General features: G+C 45.5%; 23 protein-coding genes and 1 pseudogene. 18 read left to right on the top strand and 6 right to left on the bottom strand.

Annotation, left to right across the window (positions count from 1 at the left end):
- The first annotated feature begins 27 nt into the window (after window positions 1-27).
- From bamA to AB6E54_RS10925, 13 genes and pseudogenes are all read left to right on the top strand, one after another.
- Entirely contained in the window at window positions 28-2,433 is a 2,406-nt protein-coding gene (gene bamA / locus AB6E54_RS10985; RefSeq protein WP_017069384.1) for an outer membrane protein assembly factor BamA, read from the top strand.
- A gap of 27 nt (window positions 2,434-2,460) precedes the next feature.
- Window positions 2,461-2,961, top strand: a complete 501-nt coding sequence (locus tag AB6E54_RS10980) for an OmpH family outer membrane protein (RefSeq protein ID WP_017056311.1) — start codon at window positions 2,461-2,463, stop codon at window positions 2,959-2,961.
- A gap of 5 nt (window positions 2,962-2,966) precedes the next feature.
- Window positions 2,967-3,998 carry a UDP-3-O-(3-hydroxymyristoyl)glucosamine N-acyltransferase gene (gene lpxD, locus AB6E54_RS10975; protein ID WP_372106399.1) on the top strand — a complete coding sequence of 344 codons (1,032 nt, stop codon included), beginning with the start codon at window positions 2,967-2,969 and terminating at the stop codon, window positions 3,996-3,998.
- Window positions 3,999-4,091: 93 nt separating this feature from the next.
- Entirely contained in the window at window positions 4,092-4,544 is a 453-nt protein-coding gene (gene fabZ, locus AB6E54_RS10970) for a 3-hydroxyacyl-ACP dehydratase FabZ (RefSeq protein WP_009847408.1), read from the top strand.
- A gap of 1 nt (window position 4,545) precedes the next feature.
- Window positions 4,546-5,334, top strand: a complete 789-nt coding sequence (lpxA, locus tag AB6E54_RS10965) for an acyl-ACP--UDP-N-acetylglucosamine O-acyltransferase (protein WP_017066405.1) — start codon at window positions 4,546-4,548, stop codon at window positions 5,332-5,334.
- A gap of 129 nt (window positions 5,335-5,463) precedes the next feature.
- A complete protein-coding gene (lpxB, locus tag AB6E54_RS10960) occupies window positions 5,464-6,660 on the top strand; it encodes a lipid-A-disaccharide synthase (protein WP_017066406.1) in 1,197 nt (398 codons plus the stop codon).
- Window positions 6,661-6,693: 33 nt separating this feature from the next.
- Window positions 6,694-7,314, top strand: a complete 621-nt coding sequence (gene rnhB, locus AB6E54_RS10955; protein ID WP_017063371.1) for a ribonuclease HII — start codon at window positions 6,694-6,696, stop codon at window positions 7,312-7,314.
- Between the two features lie 113 nt (window positions 7,315-7,427).
- Window positions 7,428-10,907 carry a DNA polymerase III subunit alpha gene (gene dnaE, locus AB6E54_RS10950; RefSeq protein ID WP_050649624.1) on the top strand — a complete coding sequence of 1,160 codons (3,480 nt, stop codon included), beginning with the start codon at window positions 7,428-7,430 and terminating at the stop codon, window positions 10,905-10,907.
- 45 nt (window positions 10,908-10,952) lie between these two features.
- Complete coding sequence (accA, locus tag AB6E54_RS10945) at window positions 10,953-11,912, top strand: acetyl-CoA carboxylase carboxyl transferase subunit alpha (RefSeq protein WP_017060731.1); 960 nt, start codon at window positions 10,953-10,955, stop codon at window positions 11,910-11,912.
- A gap of 124 nt (window positions 11,913-12,036) precedes the next feature.
- Window positions 12,037-13,371: a tRNA lysidine(34) synthetase TilS gene (gene tilS, locus AB6E54_RS10940; RefSeq protein WP_372098325.1), complete on the top strand. Its 1,335-nt coding sequence runs from the start codon at window positions 12,037-12,039 to the stop codon at window positions 13,369-13,371.
- 46 nt (window positions 13,372-13,417) lie between these two features.
- A complete protein-coding gene (locus AB6E54_RS10935; protein ID WP_170791809.1) occupies window positions 13,418-13,741 on the top strand; it encodes a cytochrome c in 324 nt (107 codons plus the stop codon).
- Window positions 13,742-13,871: 130 nt separating this feature from the next.
- The gene (gene glnB, locus AB6E54_RS10930) at window positions 13,872-14,210 is read left to right on the top strand and encodes a nitrogen regulatory protein P-II (protein ID WP_017063373.1); all 339 of its coding nucleotides are present in this window, start codon (window positions 13,872-13,874) and stop codon (window positions 14,208-14,210) included.
- A gap of 61 nt (window positions 14,211-14,271) precedes the next feature.
- Window positions 14,272-15,111: pseudogene (locus tag AB6E54_RS10925) on the top strand (endonuclease/exonuclease/phosphatase family protein); the annotation flags it as partial.
- Between the two features lie 28 nt (window positions 15,112-15,139).
- Here the strand turns inward: AB6E54_RS10925 and AB6E54_RS10920 are convergent.
- From AB6E54_RS10920 to gloB, 3 genes are all read right to left on the bottom strand, one after another.
- Complete coding sequence (locus tag AB6E54_RS10920; protein ID WP_017060727.1) at window positions 15,140-15,826, bottom strand: YIP1 family protein; 687 nt, start codon at window positions 15,824-15,826, stop codon at window positions 15,140-15,142.
- Entirely contained in the window at window positions 15,823-17,397 is a 1,575-nt protein-coding gene (locus AB6E54_RS10915) for a LysM peptidoglycan-binding domain-containing protein (protein WP_017063374.1), read from the bottom strand. The genes AB6E54_RS10920 and AB6E54_RS10915 overlap by 4 nt, the downstream gene beginning before the upstream one ends.
- Before the next feature lie 70 nt (window positions 17,398-17,467).
- Entirely contained in the window at window positions 17,468-18,226 is a 759-nt protein-coding gene (gloB, locus tag AB6E54_RS10910) for a hydroxyacylglutathione hydrolase (RefSeq protein WP_017060725.1), read from the bottom strand.
- A 53-nt stretch (window positions 18,227-18,279) separates the two neighbouring features.
- On the opposite strand from gloB, the gene AB6E54_RS10905 reads away from it, so the two are divergent.
- Complete coding sequence (locus tag AB6E54_RS10905) at window positions 18,280-19,062, top strand: class I SAM-dependent methyltransferase (RefSeq protein ID WP_017060724.1); 783 nt, start codon at window positions 18,280-18,282, stop codon at window positions 19,060-19,062.
- Between the two features lie 98 nt (window positions 19,063-19,160).
- Here AB6E54_RS10905 and rnhA read toward each other — a convergent pair whose 3' ends face one another.
- Entirely contained in the window at window positions 19,161-19,625 is a 465-nt protein-coding gene (rnhA, locus tag AB6E54_RS10900; RefSeq protein ID WP_372106396.1) for a ribonuclease HI, read from the bottom strand.
- 56 nt (window positions 19,626-19,681) lie between these two features.
- Here rnhA and dnaQ point away from each other — a divergent pair, with 56 nt between their 5' ends.
- Both dnaQ and AB6E54_RS10890 read left to right on the top strand, forming a co-directional pair.
- Complete coding sequence (gene dnaQ / locus AB6E54_RS10895; RefSeq protein WP_017060722.1) at window positions 19,682-20,449, top strand: DNA polymerase III subunit epsilon; 768 nt, start codon at window positions 19,682-19,684, stop codon at window positions 20,447-20,449.
- Window positions 20,450-20,458: 9 nt separating this feature from the next.
- Window positions 20,459-21,706 carry a TIGR03503 family protein gene (locus AB6E54_RS10890; protein ID WP_136978527.1) on the top strand — a complete coding sequence of 416 codons (1,248 nt, stop codon included), beginning with the start codon at window positions 20,459-20,461 and terminating at the stop codon, window positions 21,704-21,706.
- A 129-nt stretch (window positions 21,707-21,835) separates the two neighbouring features.
- Here the strand turns inward: AB6E54_RS10890 and fadE are convergent, their stop codons facing one another.
- Window positions 21,836-24,301, bottom strand: a complete 2,466-nt coding sequence (fadE, locus tag AB6E54_RS10885) for an acyl-CoA dehydrogenase FadE (protein WP_017060720.1) — start codon at window positions 24,299-24,301, stop codon at window positions 21,836-21,838.
- Window positions 24,302-24,630: 329 nt separating this feature from the next.
- Between fadE and lpcA the strand changes: the two genes are divergently transcribed.
- Both lpcA and AB6E54_RS10875 read left to right on the top strand, forming a co-directional pair.
- On the top strand, window positions 24,631-25,206 hold the full coding sequence (lpcA, locus tag AB6E54_RS10880; protein WP_017063379.1) for a D-sedoheptulose 7-phosphate isomerase: 576 nt from the start codon (window positions 24,631-24,633) through the stop codon (window positions 25,204-25,206).
- A gap of 64 nt (window positions 25,207-25,270) precedes the next feature.
- Window positions 25,271-26,116: a class II glutamine amidotransferase gene (locus AB6E54_RS10875; protein WP_102333435.1), complete on the top strand. Its 846-nt coding sequence runs from the start codon at window positions 25,271-25,273 to the stop codon at window positions 26,114-26,116.
- A 107-nt stretch (window positions 26,117-26,223) separates the two neighbouring features.
- Here the strand turns inward: AB6E54_RS10875 and purN are convergent, their stop codons facing one another.
- On the bottom strand, window positions 26,224-26,898 hold the full coding sequence (gene purN, locus AB6E54_RS10870; protein WP_102333440.1) for a phosphoribosylglycinamide formyltransferase: 675 nt from the start codon (window positions 26,896-26,898) through the stop codon (window positions 26,224-26,226).
- Window positions 26,899-26,990: the final 92 nt, after the last annotated feature.

Raw genomic sequence — 26,990 nt, 5'->3', positions numbered from 1 at the left:
TAGTAGCAAGGAATAATTAGAATAAGTATGGCGATTAAGCAAATTCTGTTCGCAAGTCTATTGGCCACTAGTGTGGCTGCGAACGGAGCACAAAACTTTGTAGTTCAAGATATCAAGATCGAAGGTTTACAGCGTGTTGCACTTGGTGCAGCTCTACTGAAAATGCCAGTACGTATTGGCGATGAAGTGGATGAAAGCGATGTGTCTGAGATCATTCGTGCATTGTATGCTTCGGGCAACTTTGAGGACGTTAAAGTACTTCGTGATGAAGGTGTATTGATTGTTCAAGTTCAAGAACGACCGACCATCGCAAGCATCTCATTCTCTGGTAATAAAGCGATTAAAGAAGAACAGCTTCAGCAGAACCTAGATGCGTCTGGTGTTCGTGAAGGTGAAGCCCTTGACCGTACTACGCTGAGTAACATTGAAAAAGGCCTTGAAGATTTTTACTACAGTGTTGGTAAGTACAACGCGACAGTAAAAGCGGTTGTGACACCTCTGCCACGTAACCGTTCTGACCTTAAGTTTGTGTTTACTGAGGGCGTATCCGCTAAGATTCAGCAAATCAACTTTATCGGTAATGAAGTCTTCTCTGACTCTGAACTGCTTAGTCGTTTCAATCTGAATGTTGATGTTGCATGGTGGAATTTCCTTGCGGATGAAAAATACCAAAAGCAAGTATTAGCCGGTGATATCGAAGCGCTGAAATCTTACTACCTTGACCGTGGTTACCTTAAGTTTAAGGTTGACTCTACGCAGGTGGCGATCTCTCCAGACAAAAAAGGTGTTTACATCACGCTTGGCCTCGATGAAGGCGAAGCCTACACCGTTAAAGATGTCTCTTTCCGTGGTGAATTAATCGGTCGTGAGGCTGACTTCGAAGCGTTAGTGCCATTCGAAGACGGCGATACGTACAACGGTTCTTCGGTAACGTCTTTGGAAGAGAACGTAAAACGAATTCTTGGTGAATCTGGCTACGCGTACCCACAAGTTCGCACGATTCCTGAATTTGACGATGAGACCAAAGAAGTGTCGTTGGTTATCAATGTAGAAGCGGGCAGCCGTATCTATGTTCGTGATATTCGATTCACGGGTAACAACTCAACGAAAGACGAAGTACTGCGTCGTGAAATGCGTCAAATGGAAGGCAGCTGGCTTAACTCTAAGTCCATTGATACCGGTAAGAGCCGTCTTAACCGTTTAGGTTTCTTTGAAACGGTTGATGTACAAACAGTGCGTGTTCCTGGCAGTGAAGACCAAGTTGATTTGGTTTACAACGTTAAGGAAGCGAACTCAGGCAGTATCAACTTTGGTGTTGGCTACGGTACTGAATCAGGTGTTAGTTTCCAAGTTGGTTTGCAACAAGATAACTTTGCAGGTTCAGGTAACCGTGTTGGCGTAAGTGCCATGATGAATGATTACCAAAAGAACGTGAGCTTAGACTACCGTGACCCATACTGGAACCTTGATGGTGTGAGCTTAGGCGGTAAGATCTTCTACAACGAATTTGAAGCCTCTGAAGCGGGCATCGTCGACTATACCAACCAAAGTTACGGTACCAGCCTAACATGGGGTTTCCCTATGGATGAGCTGAACCGTATCGAGTTTGGTGTGGGCTATACGCACAACAAGATCGGTAACGTACCGACTTATATCCAAGTTGAACAGTTCGCGAGAAGTATCGACCAATACGGTGACGAGCACATCTTAACCGATGACTTCGATATCAATATTTCATGGACGCGTAACAATTTGAACCGTGGTTTCTTCCCAACTGAGGGTAACCACCAACGTGCTTTCGCTAAAATGACGGTACCAGGCTCTGATGCTCAGTACTTCAAAATGCAGTACGATGTAAAACATTACATCCCGCTGACCAAAAAGCATGAGTTCACACTATTGATGCGCGGCCGATTAGGCTATGGTAATGGTTATGGTCAAACAGATGGTAACGATAACTTGTTCCCATTCTACGAGAACTACTACGCAGGTGGTTTTACAACCCTACGTGGTTTTGGCTCTAACTCAGCTGGCCCGAAAGCCGTTTACGGCAGCAGCACAGGTAATAACCCAACCTATGATACCGCTACTGATGATTCAGTGGGTGGTAACGCGGTTGCCTTAGCAAGCTTAGAGTTAATTGTACCAACGCCGTTTGCTTCTGATGAAGCGCGCAGCCAAATTCGTACCAGTGTCTTCTTCGATATGGCAAGTGTATGGGATACCGAGTTCGTAGACCGTGGCGCACCTAACAGTGGCGGCCAGTACTACTACGATTACTCTGATCCAACAAATTACCGTTCATCTTATGGTGCAGCCCTTCAATGGATGTCACCGATGGGCCCACTGGTTTTCTCTCTAGCGAAACCAATTAAAGTTTACGAAGGTGATGATGAGGAATTCTTCACATTCACCATTGGTAGAACTTTCTAATATTTAAAGGACAATATTTTGAAAAATATGATTAAAGCAGCAGGTTTAGGCCTTGTAGTTCTTAGCTCTTCTTTCTTTGCAACAGCTGCTGAAGCTGCGCAAAAAGTGGGTTATGTAAACACTGCACAAGTATTCCAGGCTCTACCTCAGCGTGAAGTTGTTCTTCAAAAAATGCAGGAAGAGTTCAAAGACAAAGCAGCTGAGCTACAGAGCATTCAAGCTGAAGCTAAAACGAAGATTGAAAAGCTTAAGCGTGATGGCGAGCTACTAGGTCCTGACGAAGTTGAGAAGCTACGTATCGAAGTAGGCCAACTAGACAGCAAGTACAAAATCAAAGCTCAAGCACTAGAAAAAGCAAGCCAACGTCGTGAAGCACAAGAGAAGCAGAAGCTATTCAAAGTGATTCAAGATGCTGTAACGAAAGTTGCAGAGAAAGAAGGCTACGACATGATCGTTGATATTCAAGCTCTACAATACGGTAAGCCTGAATACAACATCTCTGAGAAAGTAATTAAAGCACTGAAATAAGTTTTATGAAGAATCTGACTTTAGCCGAATTGGCAACGATTACCGGGGGAGAGCTACACGGAGATGGTACAATTACCGTTTCAGCAGTCGCTCCGATGGATAAAGCGCAAGAAGGTAACATTACGTTCCTTTCTAACGTGAAGTACAGCAAGCACCTAGGTGACTGTAAAGCGTCCGCTATTATGGTTAAAGAGAGTGAGCGTCAACTGTGCAAGACTAACGTGATTGTGGTTAATGACCCTTATGTTGCTTTTGCTAAAGTTGCTCAAGCGCTTGATACTACTCCTGCTCCCGCAGCGGCTATTGCTGATTCTGCTTCAATCTCTAGCGAAGCAACCATTGGACAAAATGTGTCTATTGGCGCGAACGCTGTGATTGAGTCTGGTGTATTACTTAGTGATGATGTGATCATCGGTGCTGGTTGCTTTATTGGTAAAAATGCAAAAATTGGCGCAGGCACTAAGCTGTGGGCTAACGTAAGTGTTTACCATGAAGTTGTGATTGGTGAAGGATGTCTGATCCAATCAAGTACTGTTATTGGCTCTGATGGCTTTGGTTATGCGAACGAGAAAGGCGAATGGGTTAAGATCCCGCAAGTCGGCTCTGTTCGCATTGGTAACCGCGTAGAAATTGGCGCGTGTACTACCATCGACCGCGGCGCATTAGATGACACAATCATCGAAGACAACGTTATCCTAGATAACCAACTCCAGATTGCTCACAATGTTCACATCGGATATGGTTCAGCTCTTGCTGGTGGTACTATCATTGCAGGCAGCACGACGATAGGTAAGTACTGTATTATTGGTGGTGGTTGTGTGATTAATGGTCACATTGAAATCGTTGACGGCGTTACAATCACCGGTATGGGGATGGTAATGCGCAGCATCACTGAGAAAGGCATGTACTCTTCGGGTATTCCTTTACAGCCAAATAAAGATTGGCGTAAAACAGCAACGCGTGTTCATCGAATTGATGAAATGAACAAGCGTTTGAAAACCGTTGAAAAACTTATCGAGAAGAGCGCGGAATCATAATTCCAGCATTTCTAATAAAAGGCTCGCGTACAGCGAGTCTTTTTCGTTTATAATCCTTCTAATTAAATAAAGAATATATATAGGAATACGACTTTGACTACTGAACAGACAACGATGAACATTACTGAAATTCAGGAACTATTACCTCATCGCTACCCATTCTTAATGGTTGATCGTGTGACTAGCTTTGAAAAAGAAAAAACACTGACTGCGATTAAGAATGTCTCTGTTAACGAACCTCAGTTCACAGGCCACTTCCCACAACTTCCTGTATTCCCAGGCGTGTTGATCTTAGAAGCAATGGCACAAGCAACAGGCCTTCTAGCATTCAAATCTTTCGGTGCGCCTTCTGGCAACGAGTTGTACTACTTTGCTAGCGTAGATAAAGCTAAATTCCGTAAGCCAGTAGTACCAGGTGACCAACTGGTTATCGAAGTTGAATTCTTAAAAGAACGTCGTGGCATCGCATCGTTTAATGGTGTTGCTAAGGTTGACGGCGTAGTTGTATGTTCAGCTGAACTTAAATGTGCTCGTAGAGAGTTTTAATATGATTCATGAAACAGCGAAAATTCACCCGGCAGCAGTAATCGAAGGTGATGTAACTATCGGTGCTAACGTGACGGTTGGGCCTTTCACTTACATTGCTGGTAATGTGACAATTGGTGACGACACTGAAGTGATGTCGCACGTTGTGATCAAAGGTCACACAACCATTGGTAAAGAAAATCGTATCTTCCCACACGCTGTTATCGGTGAAGAAAACCAAGATAAGAAATACGGCGGCGAAGACACAACAGTTGTAATCGGTGATCGCAACGTAATTCGTGAAGCGGTTCAAATCCATCGTGGTACGGTTCAAGACAAAGCAACCACAGTGATTGGTGATGACAACTTACTTTGTGTTAATGCTCACGTAGCGCACGATGTTATTGTTGGTAACCACACTCACATTGGTAACAACGCTATTCTTGGCGGTCATGTAACGGTTGGCGACTACGCTGGTGTTATGGCACTTTCTGCGATTCACCCATTCTGCTCAATTGGTGCTTACGCATACATTGGTGGTTGTTCTGCAGTTGTTCAAGATGTACTGCCGTACGTGCTTGCACAGGGTAACCACGCGGCTCCATTCGGTCTTAATCTAGTAGGTTTGAAGCGTAACGGATTTGAAAAACCTGAAATTCGTGCACTACAGAAGGCGTACAAAGAGTTATACCGTTCAGGTAAAACACTTGAAGAAGCGAAAGTGGCTTTAGTTGAAATGGCAAAAGAGTTTACTTCGGTAGCGCCTATGCTTGAAATGCTAGAGAACTCTGAGCGCGGTATTATTCGTTAATACTCGATATGGTTATGTACCAATCAATGTGAGTATGGCAATAACTACTTCATCAGAATGGTATAACAAAAAGATCGCTACTCGTTAGGCGGTCTTTTTTGTTTTAGGCAACAAGGGAATTGAAAAACTATGGCACAGCAAGAAGCAGCAACCAATAGCTCGGACTTCGTTTCGAATGAACCATTGCGCGTAGGCATTGTTGTCGGCGAACTGTCTGGCGATACGCTTGGTGAAGGCTTTATCAAAGCGATCAAATCACAATACCCGAATGCAGAGTTCGTTGGCATTGGCGGGCCGAAAATGAAAGCCCTAGGTTGTGAGTCTCTTTTCGAGATGGAAGAGCTGGCCGTTATGGGCTTAGTTGAAGTGCTTGGCCGTTTACCTCGCTTGTTAAAAGTAAAAGCAGAGCTGGTTAAGTATTTCACTCAAAATCCACCCGATGTCTTTGTCGGTATCGACGCGCCCGATTTCAACCTAAGGCTTGAGTTAGACCTTAAGAACGCTGGTATCAAAACGGTGCATTACGTGAGCCCTTCAGTGTGGGCTTGGCGTCCAAAGCGTATCTTTAAAATCGACAAAGCAACCGACTTAGTCTTGGCTTTCTTGCCGTTCGAAAAAGCGTTCTACGATAAATATAACGTTGCCTGTGAGTTTGTTGGTCACACGTTGGCAGACGCGATTCCTTTAGAGCCTAGTAAACAAGATGCTCGAGAGCTGTTAGGTCTTGATCAAGACAAGCAGTGGTTAGCCGTATTACCGGGTAGTCGTGGTGGTGAGATGGGTTTGATTGCTCAGCCATTTATCGAAACTTGCCAACGTATCAAGCAGAAGTATCCGGATATCAATTTTGTTGTTGCGCTCGTTAACGAGCAGCGTAAAAAGCAGTTTACTGAAATCTGGCAATCGACCGCACCTGAGCTTGAATTCACGTTAGTCGAAGATACGGCAACCAACGTGATTACCGCCGCTGATTCTGTGCTCTTGGCTTCAGGTACCGTGGCTCTTGAATGTATGTTGCTTAAACGCCCTATGGTGGTTGGTTACAAAGTAAATAAGCTGACGGGTTACATTGTTAAGAAGTTGGCGATCACTGAGTTTGTGTCACTGCCGAATATTTTGGCTGGTGAAGAGATCGTGAAAGAGCATATTCTTGAAGAGTGCCACCCAGACTTTTTGTTCCCGTCTGTCGATAAAATGCTATCAGCCGATAACAGTGCCTTGATCAAACGCTTTACCGAGATGCATCACTGGATCCGCAAAGACGCAGACAAACAAGCCGCTAACGCAGTATTGAAATTGATTGACCGACCTTTTGTTGAAGCATAAAGCGCTTATTTACAGAACATTAAGAGATTAGTTATGGCAGTAAAAGAAAAAAAAGAGCTTCCTCCATTTGAATACCCGCAAGGTTACCAGCTGTTTGCTGGCGTGGATGAAGTAGGGCGTGGCCCTTTGGTTGGCGACGTGGTGACCGCTGCGGTTATCCTTGATCCAAACAACCCAATCGAAGGCTTGAACGACTCAAAGAAATTGTCTGAGAAAAAGCGTCTTGCGTTACTTCCTGAAATCAAAGAGAAAGCTTTGGCGTGGTCTGTCGGTCGTTGTTCTCCACAAGAAATTGATGAGTTGAATATTCTGCAAGCGACGATGGTTGCTATGCAGCGAGCTATCGCGGGGTTGAGCGTTCAACCTGATATGGCGTTGATAGATGGAAACCGAGTCCCAGAACTGCCGATGGATGGTCTTGCGATTGTGAAGGGGGACTTGCGAGTGGCTGAAATCAGTGCGGCGTCTATTATCGCAAAAGTCGTTCGTGACCAAGAGATGGAAGATCTTGATAAACTTCATCCAGAGTTTGGTTTTGCTAAGCATAAAGGTTACCCGACCAAAGCGCATTTCGAAGCGATTGAAAAACATGGTGTAACCGAGCATTACCGCAAGAGCTTTAAGCCAGTAAAACGTATTCTTGGTATAGATTAGAGCTTTACGTTAACTAGAGCTTAGCATCGAATAAAGTTGCTAACTTGTATTAGAAAAAAATAGAATACACACAGTTGTAATCCTAGGCTCAAACCTAGAACTCAGGAAAAATAATGTCAGATCCAAAATTTGTTCACCTACGCGTACACAGTGACTTTTCGATGGTGGATGGCCTATCCAAGGTGCCACCATTAGTTAAAAAAGTCGCTGAAATGGGTATGCCTGCTCTAGCATTGACCGACTTTACCAACCTGTGTGGTTTAGTGAAGTTTTACGGTACTGCCCATGGGTGTGGGGTTAAACCTATTATTGGTGCTGACTTCTTGATGCAGTCTCCAGAATTCGGTGACGAGTTGACCAAGCTCACCGTTATCGCAACGAACAATAAAGGTTATAACAACCTAACGTTACTCATCTCAAAAGCTTACCTTCGTGGTCATGTTCAACATCAGCCTGTTATTGATAAAGAGTGGCTAATTGAGAATGCAGAAGGCCTGATCATTCTATCGGGCGCCAAAGAAGGTGAGATTGGTAAGGCGTTGCTGAAAGGTAACCGTGACTTGGTTGCAAGCAGCGTCGAGTTTTACAAAACGTACTTCGCCGATCGTTTTTACTTGGAACTGATTCGTACCGGACGACCAGATGAAGAGTCATACTTACACTTTGCGTTAGAGCTTGCTGAACAGGAAGACCTGCCTGTTGTCGCAACCAACGAAGTGGTTTTTCTAACTGAAGACCTGTTTGATGCTCACGAAATCCGCGTGGCGATCCATGATGGTTTCACTATGGTCGATCCTCGTCGCCCTAAGAACTACAGCGCGCAGCAATATCTACGTAGTGAAGAAGAGATGTGTGAGCTGTTCTCAGACATTCCTGAAGCACTTGAGAACAGTGTTGAGATTGCTAAGCGTTGTAATGTAACGGTTCGTCTGGGCGAGTACTTCCTGCCTAACTTCCCAACGGAAGGTTTGGCGATTGAAGACTTCTTGATCAAGAAATCTGAAGAAGGCCTTGAGCGACGTCTAGCGTTCCTATTCCCAGATGAAAAAGTGCGTGCTGAGCGCAGACCGGAATACGATGAGCGACTCAAGATTGAGCTCGAAGTTGTTAACAACATGGGTTTCCCAGGTTACTTCTTGATCGTAATGGAGTTCATCCAGTGGTCAAAAGACAACGATGTGCCAGTAGGTCCTGGCCGTGGTTCTGGTGCCGGCTCTCTAGTCGCTTACGCCTTGGATATCACCGATCTCGATCCACTTGAATACGATCTACTTTTCGAACGTTTCTTGAACCCAGAACGTGTATCCATGCCCGATTTCGATATCGACTTCTGTATGGATAAGCGTGACCAAGTTATTGATCACGTGGCTGAAATGTACGGTCGTGATGCCGTTTCTCAGATCATCACCTTTGGTACCATGGCGGCAAAAGCGGTAATCCGCGATGTAGGCCGTGTATTGGGCCACCCGTTTGGTTTCGTCGATCGAATTTCAAAGCTTGTACCGCCAGACCCGGGTATGACGCTAGAGAAAGCATTCCTTGCTGAACCTGCATTGCCAGAGCTTTACGATGGCGATGAAGAAGTTCGTGAGCTGATTGATAAGTGTCGCATCCTTGAAGGTTGTACGCGAAATGCCGGTAAGCACGCAGGTGGTGTTGTTATCTCACCCACCACGATCACCGATTTTGCGCCAATCTATGCCGACGCAGAAGGTAACTTCCCAGTAACGCAGTTCGATAAGAATGACGTTGAAACGGCTGGCTTGGTTAAGTTCGACTTCTTGGGGCTGCGTACCCTGACCATCATCGACTGGGCGTTAGGCCTAGTGAATCCACGTTTGAAGAAAGAGGGGAAAGAACCGGTTCGTATCGAGTCGATTCCTCTTGATGACCAAGCGTCATTTAACCTATTACAAAATTCTGAAACCACCGCGGTATTCCAGCTGGAATCGCGTGGTATGAAAGACCTTATCAAACGTCTACAGCCCGACTGTTTTGAAGATATTATCGCATTGGTAGCCCTGTTCCGTCCGGGTCCTCTGCAATCAGGCATGGTAGATAACTTTATCGACCGTAAACACGGCCGTGAAGCGGTTTCTTACCCTGATGAAACGTGGCAACACGAATCGCTGAAAGAGACGCTAGAACCTACGTACGGCATCATCCTGTATCAAGAGCAGGTAATGCAAATCGCACAGATCCTTGCTGGCTATACGCTTGGTGGAGCGGATATGTTGCGTCGTGCGATGGGTAAGAAAAAGCCAGAAGAGATGGCAAAGCAACGTGGTACCTTTAAAGAGGGTGCTGAAGCCAATGGTGTTGATGGCGAGCTGGCCATGAAGATCTTTGACTTGGTAGAGAAATTTGCGGGCTACGGCTTTAACAAATCTCACTCCGCAGCATATGCACTGGTTTCTTATCAAACGCTATGGCTGAAAACGCACTACCCAGCGGAATTTATGGCTGCGGTAATGACGGCAGATATGGATAACACCGAGAAGGTTATTGGCCTTGTTGATGAATGTTTCCGTATGAAGCTCAAGCTTTTACCACCAGATATCAACTCGGGTCTGTACCGCTTTAACGTGGATGAAGATGGCGCGATTGTTTATGGCATCGGTGCGATCAAAGGGGTCGGTGAAGGCCCTATTGAAGCGATTATTGAAGCGCGAAATAAAGGTGGTTACTTTAAAGACTTATTCGACTTCTGTGCACGTCTTGATCTGAAGAAGGTTAATAAACGTGTTATCGAAAAGTTGATTCTATCCGGAGCCTTAGATAGATTAGGTCCTCACCGAGCGGCGATGATGGCATCTTTGAAAGATGCGGTGAAGGCAGCGAGTCAACATCACCATGCTGAGTCTTTTGGTCAATCTGATATGTTTGGCGTGTTGACCGACGCTCCGGAAGAGGTTGAACACAAGTATACCCAAGTGCCTAAATGGCCTGAGAAGGTTTGGCTTGAAGGTGAACGTGAAACGCTTGGTTTGTATTTAACGGGTCACCCGGTTAACGCTTACATCAAAGAGTTAGCGAAATACACCAGCTGTCGTTTGAAAGATGCCACGCCAACGCGTCGTGACCAATCACTAACAATTGCAGGCTTGGTGATTGCTGCGAGAGTGATGACGACGAAGCGCGGCACGCGAATTGGTTTGATGACACTTGATGACCGTTCGGGCCGAATGGAAGTGATGTTGTTCTCGGATGCGCTCGATCGCTACGCAGAATTGCTCGAAAAAGACAAAATTGTGGTCGTTTCCGGACAGGTCAGCTTTGATGATTTCAATGGCGGGCTTAAAATGTCCGCGCGCGAGGTCATGGACTTAGGAAGCGCCCGTGAGAAATATGCTCGTGGGGTGTCGATATCTATCGACCAATCCCAAATTAACGGTCAATTTTTTGAACGCTTTAGTCAAATCTTAGAACCTTATAGAGCCGGAACGGTCCCAGTCAATGTATACTACCAGCGTGCCGACGCTAGAGCGCGGTTAACATTGGGCACAGAATGGCGCGTGACGCCAAGTGATACATTACTAGACGAATTAAAACAGCTGCTTGGAAATAGCCAAGTAGAACTCGAATTTAACTAAAATTTAGCTTCGCGAATGCGGAGCTGAATCAACAAGGATTCATAGATGAGCCTGAACTTTCTAGAATTTGAAAAGCCTATCGCTGAACTTGAAGCAAAAATCGAAGCGCTACGTGACGTTTCGCGTCACGGTGGTGACACAGCGGTAGATCTAGACAAAGAAATCGAACAACTAGAGAAAAAAAGCTTAGAGCTTAAACAGAAAATCTTTAGTGACTTAGGTGCATGGCAGGTAGCTCAACTTGCTCGTCACCCTCAACGTCCTTACACCAAAGATTACCTGGAGCATGCATTCACAGAGTTTGAAGAGATGGCGGGCGATCGCGCTTACGCTGACGACAAAGCTATTGTGGGTGGTATGGCTCGTCTAAATGGCCGTCCTGTTATGGTTATTGGTCACCAGAAAGGTCGTGAGACTAAAGAGAAAGTGATCCGTAACTTTGGTATGCCAAAGCCAGAAGGTTACCGTAAGGCGCTACGTCTAATGGAAACTGCTGAGCGTTTCAACATGCCTATTATTACTTTCATCGACACAGCGGGCGCATACCCAGGTGTTGGTGCTGAAGAGCGTGGTCAATCTGAAGCTATCGCTAAAAACCTAAAAGTGATGGCTGGCCTTTCAGTTCCTGTTATCTGTAACGTTGTGGGTGAAGGCGGTTCTGGTGGTGCACTAGCGATTGGTGTTGGTGACTACGTGAACATGCTTCAGTACTCTACGTACTCAGTAATCTCTCCAGAAGGTTGTGCTTCAATCTTATGGCGCGATTCAGATAAAGCACCACAAGCAGCTGAAGCGATGGGCCTGATTGCTCCTCGTCTTAAAGAGCTTGAGCTTATCGACGAAATCATTCCTGAGCCTCTAGGTGGCGCGCACCGCGACCCTGCACAAACCGCTCAAAACATGAAAGACATGTTAGTTAAACAGCTAGAAGAGCTAGAGCAGTTTGATAACGAAACGCTGCTTGAGCGTCGTTACCAGCGTCTAATGAGCTACGGCTACTGCTGATAACTTGCCTTAGCGATAAGGCTAGCTATACGAACAAATGATGAAAGGGTTGGACTCAGTGCCAACCCTTTTTTATTATTAAAACATTATCCCTTAACACACGATCTCTTGGTTTATTAGCCTCATGACACACTTAATTGATACCTTCACATCTGTACTTGATCAAAGCGCGCTTAAGCCTTGTCGGTTGATCGTCGCTTTCAGTGGTGGTGTCGATTCACGAGTGTTGTTGGAGTTGGCTGCCCAATTCGCTAAGTCCCATCACATCGATTGCTGTGCGGTACATGTTCACCACGGCTTAAGCAACAATGCTGATTATTGGGCAGAGCAGTGCAAAACATGGTGTGATGCTGTGTCGGTATCCTTGTTCATTGAACGAGTCTCGCTAGATATTAGCCGTGGAGAAAGCGTTGAAAAGCTGGCTCGAGACGCGCGATACCAAGCCCTTAAAAAGCATATTAGACAAGGTGATGTGTTAGTGACAGGCCAGCACATCGATGACCAAGTCGAGACCTTCTTGTTAGCTCTTAAGCGTGGCAGTGGTCCGAAAGGGCTCTCTTCAATGGCGAAAGTGATGCCATTTTCAGGTGCTCATATCGTTCGCCCACTGCTGTCGGTGACGAGAACGGATATTGAAGGGGCGGCGCGCGATATGGCTTTAACTTGGATAGAAGATGAGAGTAATCAAGACGTTCGCTTTGACCGTAATTTTATTCGTCATCAAGTCACTCCGACACTGACCGAGCGTTGGCCTAGTTTTCGAGAATCGGTCAGTCGTAGTGCTCAGCTATGTGCAGAGCAAGAGTTACTGTTGGATGAGTTGTTAGAATCTCACTTACAACAAGCTTTGACTGAGAAGCACAGCTTAAGTATTGAGGTATTATCTCAGCACTCTGATTTACTGCGTGCACGCTTATTAAGAATGTGGCTGAGCCGCTGTAATCAACCGATGCCGAGCCAAAAGCAGCTCAAACTTATATGGGATGAGGTGGCATGTGCTCAGGCAGACGCCAACCCTAAGCTGGTGTTGAATGAGGTTGAGGTTAGACGTTTTAATCATCAGCTCTATGTCGTCAAAGAGACCAAAGACTTGTCGAACTGGCAAAGTGATATCTCGATGGAAGAGAGCTTAGTTTTGCCTGACGGTTTAGGGGAACTACACTTAACTTCAGCGGCGAGTGATGGTGTATCTAACCACTGTGATGCGCAACATTTTAGTCTCAACACAACGAGAGGAACACTGCGAGTGATATTTAACCCTGAGGGATTGTCAGCACACCCTGTTGGGCGCGGTCATAGCAGGAAGCTTAAGAAGTTGTTTCAAGAGTACCAAGTACCCAGTTGGTTAAGACGCAGAACGCCGATATTAATGGATGGCGATCGAGTGATCGCTGTTTTAGGCTTATTCGTAGATAAAAACTACGAAGGTCAAGATTGTGAAGCGCTTTGGAGCAAGTAGAAAAAGTTTATGTCACAATTCACCGTCACTTTAATAAAAATAATTAATGGAATATGCAATGAAGAAAATTACACTAGGATTAGTTCTTGGATTTGGACTATTGAGTGGTAACGCTCTGGCGGCTGATGTTGCTGCGGGTCAAGCTAAAGCAGCAATCTGTGCGGCATGTCATGGTGCAGACGGTATCGCAGTGATCCCTGGCTATCCAAACCTTAAAGGTCAAAACGAGCAATACATCGCTTCATCAATTAAGGCCTATAAGAATGGCCAGCGCACCGGCGGTTTGGCCGCTGTAATGCAGGCTCAAGCTTCAATGCTGAGTGATGAAGACATCGCGAATCTAGCCGCTTACTACGCAAGCCTTAAGTAAAACCTTCTCAAAGCGCTGGTTAAACAAGATGATAAATTTCGAGCCAGAGCTTTAAAGCTCTGGCTTTTTTCATTGAATGTTTACTATAGCTAACCGATAATGAGCCATTCGCACAGTTTAAGGGATGAACATGAAAAAGATTGAAGCCATTATCAAGCCATTCAAACTTGATGATGTACGTGAAGCACTTGCAGAAGTGGGTATTACGGGTATGACAGTATCTGAAGTTAAAGGCTTTGGACGTCAAAAAGGTCATACTGAGCTATACCGCGGCGCAGAGTACATGGTCGACTTTTTACCTAAAGTGAAACTAGAAATCGTTGTGACCGACGAAGTGGCTGACCAATGTGTTGATACCATCATTGAGACGGCTCAAACAGGTAAAATTGGTGACGGTAAGATCTTCATTACTGAAGTTGAACGTGTGGTACGTATTCGTACTGGCGAAGAAGACGAAGACGCCGTATAAAAAAACTATTACCCTAAAAGGAGCGTTTATCGCTCCTTTTTCATCTCTGGTAGGGTGCTGTATGTTTAAGAAAACCACCATTGTTATCACGTTATTGATAACGCTTGCTGTCGTTAGTTTTCATTTTATCTTCGTGATCCCGAATAAACCCAACCTGATCATTTCCTCTCAAAGTACCAGTAACGACATCTACAGTTGCTACCAAAACTCTGCACCGAAAGCGATTGATGTGTCTGATGGCTTAGACATTACGGTGTGGAATATCTACAAGCAAAACCGAAATAATTGGCAGAGTGAGTTAAATAAGCTGTCGGCAGGTAGCGATTTAGTCTTGCTGCAAGAAGCTAGTATGACAGAAGGACTTCGCCAATGGGTAATGAGCGGACAGTGGGGAAGCACACGTGTTAATGCGTTTGAGGCCTTTGAGCAAAGTGCTGGGGTACTCAACCTAGCAACCCATTTACCGATCGAAGCTTGTGCTTATACTCATGAAGAACCTTGGCTTCAACTGCCTAAATCGGCGCTTTGGTCGCGTTACCAACTAAACAATGGCGAAGAGCTGGCTGTGATTAATATCCACGCTGTGAACTTTACCTTTGGTACGGAAGATTACGAGGCTCAGCTCAAGAGCTTAACTGACAATCTGCAAAAGTATCGTGGGCCGGTTATTTTTGCTGGGGACTTTAATAGCTGGAGTGAAGCTCGCTTTGCTGTATTGAAAGATGCGTTGGAGAAGGTTGGTTTGACGGAAGTTGCCTTTGAGCCAGATAACAGAACTCAGTTCATTACAGGACTGGTGCTCGACCATGTGTTCTATCGAGGGCTAGAGGTAGAAAAAGCAAAAGCGCCCATTACGGACGCTTCTGATCATAACCCTATGCGAGTGACCTTTAAGGCTAGAGAGTCTTCGCTAGCCTTATCTCTTCTACTTAAAAGATTAAAATGTAGAGCGCCCAGATTAGGTAGTAGCCAACCCATGGTAAGCCTGAAATCACAAGCGCTTGCCCGCGTTCAAACTCAGTCCACGTTAATACCGCAGCATAACCTAGCACGATGTACCATGGCAGAAGCAGTGGTAATGAGCTAGCAAACTGTGACCAATCATTAGTTAGCGGTAACTTGATCAAGCCATTTAAGCTGTTCAAGTCGGCAGCGTAGTTCATCACATGTCCATGCTTGAGTATCAGGCTTGCGTAGCTTGCTACATCACCTAAAACAGCTGGGAATATAACAACCGATGCCGCTGCAAACCATCGCCAAAAGCTGTGCTGATGTTGGCTTGGCTTGGTTGCTAGGTTAAACCAGAATGCCAATAGAACGATGGTTAATGTTCGGCCAAATACGTCGCTGATGATTTCACTTGCGAGTAAGGTATTGCTGTCAAGTAACGCCAATTGGTCAGGGTTCGTTTGAGCCAGTTGCTGCGAGAGCTCTGCACTTAACCATGCAAAATCTACATTCGAAAAATAAGCACCCCAAAACAAAAATGGGCTGAGCATTAATACGACGTAGGGTTGCCATCCCCAAGCACTTCGTTGATAAAGCGCTAAGAAACAAGCTGTTGGCGAACGGAATATATCCAACAGCATGACGAGTGGGTTACTTGACGGGTTCATACACTTACCTTAGTTACATCAACATACAGCTTCAGTTTTTGTCCTGGCTGTAGGTATTTTTTGTTCTGCAAAGTGTTCCATTTTACAACATCTGTACTTTTTACTTTGAACTTTGATGCAATACCGCTGACTGTGTCACCTGATCTTACGTTATAAAAGATCGTACGGATGATGGCGCCGTCTGAGCCGTTCTTCCAAATGACCAGTTCTTGACCAACTCTAAGCGTGTCGCGTGGTCCCATGCCATTCCACTTAGCCAGTGATTGATGAGAGACCTTATTTGCGCGTGCAATCGTCCATAGGCTGTCACCACTTCTTACAGTATGGCTGAGCTTATATTGACCACGACTCTTCGACTGTGTGCTTGCTAGGCGGTTTGAGGCGCTTAGGGCGTATGTCTTGTCGTCTTTGGTGGATGTTGGGATAAGTAAGTGCTGGCCAATACGAATATTGTTGTTGCTCAAACCGTTTGCAGAGCGGATCACTTTGCTGGTGGTGTTATATTTGCTTGCCAGTACGCTAATGCTGTCACCAGATTGAACCTTGTAACGCACCAACTTCATGCCTTTGCCTTTATTGGCAGCGACTTCTTTGTTGAATTTCTCAACTGAATCTAAAGGAAGTAATAGTTGTTGGTGTTTCTCTGGTGCCGTTGCCCATTGGTTGTAAGCCGGGTTGTAACCTTGAAGTTCTTTGACAGGAATGCCTGCGTAGTTCGCAGCAATGGCTAAATCAAGCTGTTCTTCAGGGTTAACCAGAGTCAGCACTGGCTTATTCGGGATCGCCGGAATATCGATGCCATACTTTTCTTGGTTGGCAATGACATCTGCTAGAGCAAGCAGTTTAGGTACATAGCTGCTGGTCTCTTTTGGTAAGTCCAAAGAGAAAAAGTCGATTGGCTTGCCAAGCTTCTTGTTCTTGCGGATTGCGCTGTTTACTCGACCACCACCACTGTTATAGGCAGCAATCGCATGATTCCAGTCGCCATCGAAACGTCGGTTAAGATCTGAGAGGAAGTCCAATGCGGCGTCGGTAGAGGCGGCAACATCGCGGCGGCCGTCATACCAAAAGTTCTGTTCAAGCCCGTAGTCTTTGCCAGTGCCTGAAATGAATTGCCATAGACCAGCAGCACTGCCATGAGAGTAGGCAAATGCATCGAAAGAGCTTTCTACAACGGGTAGTAGTGCCAATTCTAGTGGTAAGCCTTTTTCTTCAATCTTAGTCGTGATCAGATACAAGAAAGGTTCAGCACGCTTTGATACTGTTTTTAGATGACTCGGGTGCTTGAGATACCAAGTTCGGTAGTAGTCGACCTTCTTTTGGTCTGGCACTTCCATTTCAAGTTGCATCGCAATGCGTTTCCAAACATCTTCTTGTGTTTGTGGAGTAACGACAGGTGCTTCAACTTTTTGATCTTCTTTGGCTGTTGCTTCTGATGAAACGTTCGCTTGAGAAACTTCTTTAGTAGGAGATGTGTTGGTTTGCTCGGAAGCTTGGTCTGGATTCTCTGACTGAGTTAATTGGCAACCAGAAAGTAGTAATACCAAAGCCCAGCTGTACTTAACTCGCATGTTACAGCCTTTTTAATTAACGGCCGATGATAATACTTGCCACCCCCTATGAGTGACAAGTCTGTATTTGTTAAAATTCGTTCTTCCACGCACGTAAAGCGGTGAATACCGATAAAGGATCGGTCTGCTCGGTGCGATTAGACACTGATTTCACTACACTTGGCTCGGTATAGCGCAGGAAGGGGTTCACAAACTTCTCTTGTCTCAAATTTGTGGGGATGGTCGACTTATTTTGAGCGCGAAGTCGGTTCACTTGGTCGCGATATTGCTGCAAATGTTGGTTATCAGGCTCTACGGCTAATGCGAAAGCGATATTGGCTGCAGTGTACTCATGTGCACAATAAACTTCGGTTTCTTGAGGCAGAGCCGTGATCTTATTCAGTGCATCGAACATCTGTTGTGGTGTGCCTTCCATGATTCGGCCACAGCCCGCAGAGAACAACACATCACCACAAAACAGTTTGGCATCGCCCACATAACCAATATGACCCGCAGTATGGCCACTGAGCCCTAGGACGAGGAATACTTCGCCAAACAGTTCTAATTGATCACCATCATCGACCGGATGAGTTAAGGTAGGGATAGGTTCATTCCTTGGACCGACAACATCCACGCCGGGAAATTGTCTAACGAGTTCTGGAACACCACCAATGTGATCGTGGTGGTGGTGTGTAATCAAGATTGCATCTAAAGTTAGCTCATGGTGTGCCAAGTACTCTAATACTGGAGCCGCATCACCAGGGTCGACGACAGCACAACGGCGATCGCTATTTTGAATCAGCCAGATGTAATTGTCGTTAAATGCAGGTATGCTTTTGATATGTAACATTATTGGTTCTCCAGTCACTATTAGTGCGACAGAATAAGTGAGACAGATTATTGATGAAGCCAGCACGTAGCAGAAAGAAGTTTGAACGTCCTTACACTTGGGCGCAATTGCACAATGGGGACTGGTTGAGAGAATCTATTCAAACTCGACTCGATGAGTGGTGCCCAAAGCTATTTGGTTACCATATGCTCAAGCTCGGTGGCCTCAGTAGTGAGATTTCTAGCTGCACATGCAACATTCAACATCAAGTAAACCTAGATATCCAGAACCCATTACATAATGTGATAGCGGATGGCTATAATTTACCCTTTTTGGAGAAAAGCTTTGATGTTGTAGTACTGAGTCATCAGCTAGATTATAGCAATGACCCGCATCGCTTATTGAGAGAAGTCGACCGAGTGATGATGGACGATGGCTATATCATTATCACGGGCTTCAACCCAATCAGTGTCACTGGGCTTGCCAGTTTGATGCCTTGGCGAAAGAACAGCTTGCCTTGGAGTGGGCGTATGTACACGCCAAGTCGAATTAAAGACTGGTTAGGTGTACTTAACTATGAAGTAATTCATTGTGACACCTACGCGCTGTTTCCGATGAGTAAGTATCAAGCGATGTGGACGTGGTTGGAGAACAGCTTAGGTGGTTGTGCATCCTTCGCCGGAAGCCAATACTTTATTGTTGCTCGTAAGCGTACTTACCCGCTAAAACCCATCAAACCACATTGGCACCTCAAGCGACGTTTCTCGCCTGTTGGGGCAAGTTTTAGAACCAATACGCGCCGTACAATGGATTCAGCCAAAGCGTCATATCCGCTAAAAACAGAAAAAGCCGATTAGTTGTCGGCTTTTCATCTATCAATTCGATTGAGAAATTGTCAATTAGTTTAAGAAATTATAAATCGCTTTCTGAAATGTGCGTCTAATTAAAAAGACGATTAGCTTGGTTGATAGCCCGTATCTTCTAGAGTCGGATTCTCCGCTGCATTTCGCGCTAAATCATCACACATTTCGTTTTCTCTGTGTCCCGCGTGTCCTTTTACCCAGCGCCAATCAACGCTATGGCGAGCGGTTTCTTTATCGAGCCTTTGCCACAGATCGGCATTTTTAACCGGTTTCTTGTCGGCTGTTTTCCAGTCACGCTTTTTCCAGTTATGAATCCACTGTGTGATGCCTTGACGCACGTATTGGCTATCTGTTGTCAGAATCACAGAGCAAGGTTCTTTGAGGGTTTGCAGAGCCACGACAGCGGCGAGCATTTCCATACGGTTATTGGTTGTTAGCGTGAAACCTTCTGCTAGCGTCTTCTCGACTTTTTTGTAGCGAAGTACGATGCCATAGCCGCCGGGACCAGGGTTGCCTAAACAAGAACCATCAGTGAAAATTTCAACTTGTTTCGTCATGATTTGATACTATTACCTCAAGCACATTATCGGCATAGTCTGACACAGTTATCCTTATGAATACCAGTAGCACTCCAGAACAAAGCACGAACGAAAAAAACAGTTCGAACGAAAATAAGCGCATTGTTGTACTCGATACCGAAACCACCGGTATGAATACAGAAGGTGGCCCTCACTATATGGGTCACCGCATCGTTGAAATTGGTGCAGTAGAGATCATCAACCGTAGGCTGACCGGGCGTCATTTCCACGTCTACATCAAGCCCGATCGTGCGATTCAAGAAGAGGCGATTGGCGTTCACGGTATTACCGATGAATTCTTGATTGATAAGCCTGAATACCAAGACATTCATAAAGAGTTTCTCGACTTTATCAAAGGTGCGGAGCTGGTGGCTCATAACGCGCCCTTCGATACGGGCTTCATGGACTATGAGTTTGAGAAGCTCAACCCAGCGATAGGTAAAACGGATGACTACTGTAAAGTTACCGATACCTTGGCAATGGCGAAGAAGATATTCCCAGGTAAAAGAAACAACCTAGATATCTTATGTGACCGTTACGGTATCGATAACTCGCACCGCACTCTCCACGGCGCATTGCTCGATGCGGAGATCCTAGCCGACGTCTACTTATTGATGACGGGTGGTCAAACTTCGCTGCAATTTAACGCTGGTCAACAGGAAGGTGAAGCCGAAAGCATACGAAGAGTAGAAAGTGGTCGAAAATCCCTAAAGGTTTTACGAGCTACGGCCGATGAAGTAGAAGCGCATCAAAGTCGTTTAGATCTCGTCGAGAAAAGCGGAAGCTGCCTCTGGCGTCAGTAGGGAGAAAGTATGTTAAGGGTATTGGCTACCGGTTGCTTATTGCTGTTAAGTTTTGGCTTACATGCAGCAACAGAATCCGTTATGAGTTTATTGGACAACCGTTTTCGAGTTGATTCCAGTATTGAACAAGTCACCTTTGTGATTTATCGAGCCGATAACTCTAAACCTGTCGTTTTGGTTCGCCCTGATGGCAAGAAATACTACTCTTGGCGCAATGCTGATAATGTCCGTTGGTACGAAGAATCGTCCATGGACATTATCTCTATCGACAATCCGATGCCCGGCCCTTGGCAAGCGATAGGTAAAGTTTCCCCTAAGAACAATATCAAGCTGCTGTCTCATCTTGTTTTGGATGCTAATGAGTTCCCAGATAAGTTGTATCAAACAGAGCGCATCAAATTTACCGCTCGACTGACTTCTGATGGCAAGCCGCTGGTGCTGCGCGATTTTCTCGATCGCGTGAAGCTTAAGGTTACCTTTACTAAGTTTGTTGAAAACGAAGAGTCTTTGGTGAGAGAAGCGCGCCCGGTGCCGGTTGTGATGGGCGAGTTTGCCGATGATGGCGCTGATCTTGATGAAAAGGCCGGAGATGGTGTGTTCACTGTCTCTTTGCCAATTGATATCGAGCCCGGTAAATACCGAGCGCGTATTACCTCTGGTAATGGCGTGTTCCTGCGAGCGCAAGAGCAAGAAGTCTTGGTTTACCCAACACCGATCACTAGCACCTTCATTCAATCACGAAAAGAGGGTTTACCTCATACTATTGTGGTGTCTGGTGAACAGGGGATGATCGCACCGAGCTCGTTAGCGGTTCATGTTGAGCACAAGGCTCCTGATGAATATGTGATGTACAAGCAGGGGCAAGCTGAAGTCGACGCAATGAAAGTCGCTTTAGAGGTGCCTTATAATGGCGATTTAGGAATTTATAATTGGTCAGGGATGGTTTATGCCACTGATGCTTCAAGTCAGCGCCCGCTGATTTTTCCAATTACCGAGCAGTCGTACAGCGTTGTTGAAGATATCGACTTAGCAGAGTCACGACGTCTTCAAGAAGAAGCTCTTGCTGAACAGAAGCGTATCGCAACAGAGTTGATGATCCTTCAAAAACGTGAAGATGACAGACAGCGCAGTATGATCATTATTGCGGTGGGTAATGTGGTCGCTATTCTATTGGGCTTATTGATTTGGTTTGTGGTTCGTAAGGTCAAGGCGAAGAAAAAAGCGTTACCTGAGATGCAGCTCAAGGCGCCCAAGTAACTCGCTTAGATGATTAGATTGTCTAGAGAGAATAAGCCGCTAGATAAAGCATTAAAATTTGTGACAACGATGTCATGAACAAAAAAAACGGGACTCATAGGAGTCCCGTTTTTGTTTCTTTTTCTAACCTTAAGCGACGTTATCAATCGATTGGTCTGGGTACTGAGACTTTGCTGCAAGCTCCTCTGGAGAGAAGTCGTCAACGTTAATCGTGTACAGTCTATGTTCCTCGGCGCTAATCAGCAGAACTGCCTCTTCTTGCGTTAAGATGCCTTTCTCTAACCCTAATTGAGCCACAAGGTCTAGTCGTAAGAAAGCGCGCTTTTGGTGTGTCTCTTTGCAGACTTTGTCGAACAGAGGTTCAGCTTGAAGAATCACTTCTAGCGCTTTTTCAATCTTACCTACTGGGTTGTATTCCGTCGCTTCTAGGTATTGGCCGCGACCTATACGAGAGCGTGTTTCGCTTGGTGTTTGTAGAATGTGCGCAACTTTGCTATCGAGCTTGTCGTTTGGAGCACGACGGATACGACCAAATGGCATTAGCACAACACGAAGCAGACGACCAATCACAGGGTTAGGGAAGTTCGCTAAGAATTCATCAATCGCCACTTCAGTCTGACGTAAGCTATCTTGCATCCCCCAATGTACTAACGGTAGATCTTCAGCGTGGCTGCCTTCACTTTCAAAGCGCTTCAACGTTGCTGAACCGAGGTAAAGTTGACTTAAGATATCACCCAGTCTTGCTGATAAACGTTCTCTACGCTTCAGTGATCCGCCTAGAACTGCCATTGAAATATCAGACAGTAGCGCTAGGTTTGCACTGTAGCGGTTTAGCTGTTGGTAGTAACGCTGTGTCTGTTTATCTGTTTTATTTGAAGGTGTTGGCGCATCAGAACCACGACCATCGGTTAAACCAAACCACAAGCTGCGGACTAGGTTGCTCATCGTAAAGCTAACGTGCCCTGCTAACGCTGAATCAAACTTATCAAGCGCATCGCTGCTTTCAGAATAAGCCGCTTCCATTTCGTTCAGTACGTAAGGGTGACAGCGAATCGCACCTTGACCATAGATGATCATTGAACGAGTCAGGATGTTTGCGCCTTCAACCGTAATCGCGATAGGCGAGCCTTGGTAGCCACGAGCTAGGAAGTTCGATGGGCCTAAACAAATGCCTTTACCACCGACGATATCCATCGCATCAATGATGCTGCGCTGGCCACGGTGAGTACAGTGGTACTTAACGATTGCAGAGATAACCGAAGGCTTTTCACCAAGGTCGATGCCCGCAACGGTTAGGTTACTTGCAGCGTCCATTACATAAGCGTTACCTGCAAGGCGTGCAAGTGGCTCTTCAACCCCTTCCATGCGGCCAATAGGCTGTTTGAACTGACGGCGGATACGAGCGTAAGCGCCAGTTGCAAGCGCGGCAGACTTGATGCCACCAGTTGAATTTGAAGGCAGTGTGATACCACGACCAACCGACAGGCACTCAACCAGCATACGCCAGCCTTGACCGGCCATTTTCTGACCGCCAATGATGAAATCGATAGGCACGAAGATATCGTCGCCTTGCGTCGGGCCATTTTGGAAAGGTACGTTTAGTGGGAAGTGGCGGTTGCCAATCTCTACGCCTTTTAAATCCGTTGGGATAAGCGCACAAGTGATACCAAGATCTTTTTGATCACCAAGCAGGCCATCCGGGTCACGAAGTTTAAAAGCTAAGCCTAATACCGTCGCGACAGGCGCGAGAGTGATGTAACGCTTGTTCCAAGTTAGGCGCATGCCAAGTACTTCTTCGCCTTGCCAGTCGCCTTTACATACCACACCGTAATCTGGGATAGAGCCTGCATCTGAACCGGCTTCTGGGCTAGTCAGAGCAAAACAAGGGATCTCTTTACCTTCCGCTAAGCGAGGCAGGTAGTGGTTTCTTTGTTCTTCTGTTCCGTAGTGTTGTAAAAGTTCACCAGGGCCTAATGAGTTAGGTACGCCAACCGTCGATGACAATACACTAGAAACGCCCGTTAGCTTCTGTAGAACCAAAGATTGAGCGTAAGCTGAGAACTCTAAGCCGCCGTATTTTTTCTTGATGATCATGGCGAAGAATTTATGGTCTTTCAGGTATTGCCATACTTCTGGTGGCAAATCAGCAAGCTCATGTGTCACTTGGTAATCATTGACCATTTCACACACGGTATTTACTGGGCCATCTAAAAACGCTTGCTCAGCTTCAGAGAGCTTCGGATCAGCAATGTTCTGAAGCTTCTTCCATTCAGGTTTGCCTTTGAACAGCTCTGCTTCCCACCATACTGTGCCAGCTTCTAGTGCTTCTTTTTCTGTCTGAGACATCGCCGGTAGAACTTTCTTAAATAAAGAGAGTGCTTTTTGGCTGATCAGTGTCTGACGAATGGTCGGTACAGCAAAGATCGCAACGGCTAATAGATAGCAAAGCCAGCCAGTAACAGCCACGCCGCCAAGCAGTGTTAATGCTACCATTGCGCCGGTTAATACAACTAATGCACGTACCAGACTAACTCTATGGTAAAGACAGACGCCTAAGATGGCGGTCATGCCGAGTAGGGAGAGCAATATGTTCATGATCGATTTCCTTTTCAGAGATCACTTATTGTTATTAAGTTTTAGGTAAGAGGTCTAACCAGTCAAGTGTAAACAAAATATTAAATATTTGTAAAACTCCAAGGTGAGTAAAAAGTGATCTCAATAGAGTTAAAATTCTAATTGTGAGAGGTTGGTGGCGAATATTTGGACGGATTTACAACGACAAGTTAATTAAGGTGGCAATCTTTGGGCTTAAGTGTCGACACTATTTCATGTTTGTGGGTAAACTCAGCTATAAAGAGGGAAAAACCCTCAGCTCTCATTTCACGTACCTTAAGTTGCGTAAAAAAATATAAGAGATAAGCCTTATGTACCAAGACCTAATCAAAAGTGAATTGAACGAAGCTGCTGACGTTCTTAACAAGTTCTTGAGTGATGATCACAACATTGCTCAAATTGAAGCGGCTGCAAAACTGATTGCTGACTCATTCAAACAAGAAGGCAAAGTGCTTTCTTGTGGTAACGGTGGCTCACACTGTGATGCGATGCACTTCGCGGAAGAGCTAACAGGCCGATACCGTGAAAATCGCCCGGGCTACGCTGGCATTGCGATTTCAGACCCTAGCCACTTATCTTGTGTGAGTAATGATTTTGGCTACGACCACGTGTTTTCTCGCTATGTAGAAGCGGTGGGTCGTAAAGGTGATGTGTTGTTCGGTCTGTCGACTTCAGGTAACTCTGCCAATATTCTAAAAGCGATTGAAGCGGCTCAAGCGAAAGGCATGAAGACGATTGCATTGACGGGTAAAGATGGCGGTAAAATGGCGGGTTGTGCGGATATCGAAATCCGAGTACCACACTTTGGCTACGCAGATCGCATCCAAGAGATTCACATTAAGATCATCCACATTGTGATTCAACTTGTTGAAAAAGAAATGGAATAGTCGTTTACAGAGATTTAAAGCACAGCTTAGGCTCTGCTGGTTTTAATAGGGAGTAGATTAAACCATGTGTGAATTGCTTGGTATGAGCGCGAATGTGCCAACTGATATTTGTTTTAGCTTTACTGGTCTTATGCAGCGTGGAGGCAACACTGGCCCGCATCGTGATGGCTGGGGTATTACCTTTTATGAGGGAAAGGGTTTTCGTACATTTAAAGATCCTAACCCTAGCTGTGAATCTAAGATCGCTGAGTTGGTTCAAAACTACCCAATTAAAAGCCAAGCCGTTGTCAGTCATATCCGTCAAGCGAACCGTGGTGGTGTTAATCTAGAAAATACACACCCTTTTACTCGTGAGCTTTGGGGGCGATACTGGACCTTCGCTCACAATGGTCAATTAACGGATTACGACGATCTGATCAGTGGTCGTTTCAGACCGGTCGGCGAGACAGACAGTGAGCTCTCTTTCTGTTGGTTACTCAAACAACTCGAAGAGCGTTTTCCTGAGCCACCTCAAGATATGGAAGGTATGTTTCGCTTTGTGGCTGAGTGTTGTGACAAGCTGCGTGAGAAAGGCGTTTTCAACATGTTACTCAGTGATGGTGAGTATGTGATGACCTTCTGTACCAACCATTTGTACTGGATAACAAGGCGCGCACCTTTTGGTAAAGCGAGCCTGATTGATGAAGATGTTGAGATTAACTTCCAAGAAGAAACTACACCTAATGATGTGGTTACAGTGGTGGCAACCCAGCCTCTAACAGACAATGAAGAGTGGTTTAGAATGAAGCCGGGCGAATATGCGCTGTTTCATTTTGGTGAGCTGATAGGCAACAATCATAAAGCATTGGAAGATGTCGCTTATGCGCCGAAGAAGGTAGCAAGCCAAGCGCCAACTGAACCATTGAGCTGAGCTAAGTATCCCGAATAGTATGATTTGAACCTCATAAAAAAGACCGCTTACTGAACTAATGAATCAGTAAGCGGTCTTTTTTTGGATTTGATTTAGTTTCTGAAGAATTACTCTTCTGCGTAACCGTGTTTACCTAATGCCTTACCGTCTAAGACAGCTTGCCCATTTAGCATTGATAAACGATCTTCGGCGAACCATTTACAGACCATAGGGTAAATGCAGTGTTCTTGAGTAAGCACTCGGCTTGCCAACATATCAGCATCATCATCTTCAAATACCGGCACCTTAGCTTGCAAGATCACAGGGCCGCCATCGAGCTCCTCGGTAACAAAGTGGACGCTAGTACCGTGTTCTTTGTCTTGCGCATCAATGGCACGCTGGTGGGTGTGTAGGCCTGGGTATTTCGGCAACAGAGAAGGGTGGATGTTGACCATTTTCCCTGCATAGTGACGAACAAACTCTGAACTCAGGATTCGCATGTAGCCAGCGAGTACGATTAAATCTGGCTGGTAAGCATCGATCTGAACCATCAATTCATGGTCAAACTCTTCACGTGAACCAAAGTCTTTTGGATTCACTGAATGAGCGTCAACACCTGCGGTTTTCGCTCGTTCTAATCCAAAAGCCTCTGCTTTGTTTGAGAAGACAGCTTTAACCGATGCATCAATCATATCGCTATCGCAGGCATCTAAAATAGCCTGTAAGTTACTTCCGCTTCCTGAAACTAACACAACGATGTTTTTCTGGGAGTGACTGGTTTTATTTGAGTGATTGTTTTTCATAGAGTGGGTCATACGATTGATTAACTGAATTGTTTACAATGTACCTACATAAACTAAGGTTTTCTGCGGGCTAAATAGCAAAATGAGGACCA

The sequence above is a fragment of the Vibrio sp. 10N.247.311.49 genome (assembly GCF_041467655.1).
Classification (GTDB): Bacteria; Pseudomonadota; Gammaproteobacteria; order Enterobacterales; family Vibrionaceae; genus Vibrio; species Vibrio crassostreae_C.
The sequence above is the reverse complement of the archived record's forward strand: the minus strand, read 5'-3'. Positions and strand labels throughout refer to the sequence as shown.

Excerpts from the sequence above, each read along its gene's own strand:
- bamA (WP_017069384.1), top strand. The coding sequence starts at position 28 with ATGGCGATTAAGCAAATTCTGTTCGCAAGTCTATTGGCCACTAGTGTG.
- AB6E54_RS10980 (WP_017056311.1), top strand. The coding sequence starts at position 2,461 with ATGATTAAAGCAGCAGGTTTAGGCCTTGTAGTTCTTAGCTCTTCTTTC.
- lpxD (WP_372106399.1), top strand. The coding sequence starts at position 2,967 with ATGAAGAATCTGACTTTAGCCGAATTGGCAACGATTACCGGGGGAGAG.
- lpxA (WP_017066405.1), top strand. The coding sequence starts at position 4,546 with ATGATTCATGAAACAGCGAAAATTCACCCGGCAGCAGTAATCGAAGGT.
- lpxB (WP_017066406.1), top strand. The coding sequence starts at position 5,464 with ATGGCACAGCAAGAAGCAGCAACCAATAGCTCGGACTTCGTTTCGAAT.
- rnhB (WP_017063371.1), top strand. The coding sequence starts at position 6,694 with ATGGCAGTAAAAGAAAAAAAAGAGCTTCCTCCATTTGAATACCCGCAA.
- dnaE (WP_050649624.1), top strand. The coding sequence starts at position 7,428 with ATGTCAGATCCAAAATTTGTTCACCTACGCGTACACAGTGACTTTTCG.
- accA (WP_017060731.1), top strand. The coding sequence starts at position 10,953 with ATGAGCCTGAACTTTCTAGAATTTGAAAAGCCTATCGCTGAACTTGAA.
- tilS (WP_372098325.1), top strand. The coding sequence starts at position 12,037 with ATGACACACTTAATTGATACCTTCACATCTGTACTTGATCAAAGCGCG.
- AB6E54_RS10935 (WP_170791809.1), top strand. The coding sequence starts at position 13,418 with ATGGAATATGCAATGAAGAAAATTACACTAGGATTAGTTCTTGGATTT.
- glnB (WP_017063373.1), top strand. The coding sequence starts at position 13,872 with ATGAAAAAGATTGAAGCCATTATCAAGCCATTCAAACTTGATGATGTA.
- AB6E54_RS10920 (WP_017060727.1), bottom strand. The coding sequence starts at position 15,826 with ATGAACCCGTCAAGTAACCCACTCGTCATGCTGTTGGATATATTCCGT.
- AB6E54_RS10915 (WP_017063374.1), bottom strand. The coding sequence starts at position 17,397 with ATGCGAGTTAAGTACAGCTGGGCTTTGGTATTACTACTTTCTGGTTGC.
- gloB (WP_017060725.1), bottom strand. The coding sequence starts at position 18,226 with ATGTTACATATCAAAAGCATACCTGCATTTAACGACAATTACATCTGG.
- AB6E54_RS10905 (WP_017060724.1), top strand. The coding sequence starts at position 18,280 with ATGAAGCCAGCACGTAGCAGAAAGAAGTTTGAACGTCCTTACACTTGG.
- rnhA (WP_372106396.1), bottom strand. The coding sequence starts at position 19,625 with ATGACGAAACAAGTTGAAATTTTCACTGATGGTTCTTGTTTAGGCAAC.
- dnaQ (WP_017060722.1), top strand. The coding sequence starts at position 19,682 with ATGAATACCAGTAGCACTCCAGAACAAAGCACGAACGAAAAAAACAGT.
- AB6E54_RS10890 (WP_136978527.1), top strand. The coding sequence starts at position 20,459 with ATGTTAAGGGTATTGGCTACCGGTTGCTTATTGCTGTTAAGTTTTGGC.
- fadE (WP_017060720.1), bottom strand. The coding sequence starts at position 24,301 with ATGAACATATTGCTCTCCCTACTCGGCATGACCGCCATCTTAGGCGTC.
- lpcA (WP_017063379.1), top strand. The coding sequence starts at position 24,631 with ATGTACCAAGACCTAATCAAAAGTGAATTGAACGAAGCTGCTGACGTT.
- AB6E54_RS10875 (WP_102333435.1), top strand. The coding sequence starts at position 25,271 with ATGTGTGAATTGCTTGGTATGAGCGCGAATGTGCCAACTGATATTTGT.
- purN (WP_102333440.1), bottom strand. The coding sequence starts at position 26,898 with ATGAAAAACAATCACTCAAATAAAACCAGTCACTCCCAGAAAAACATC.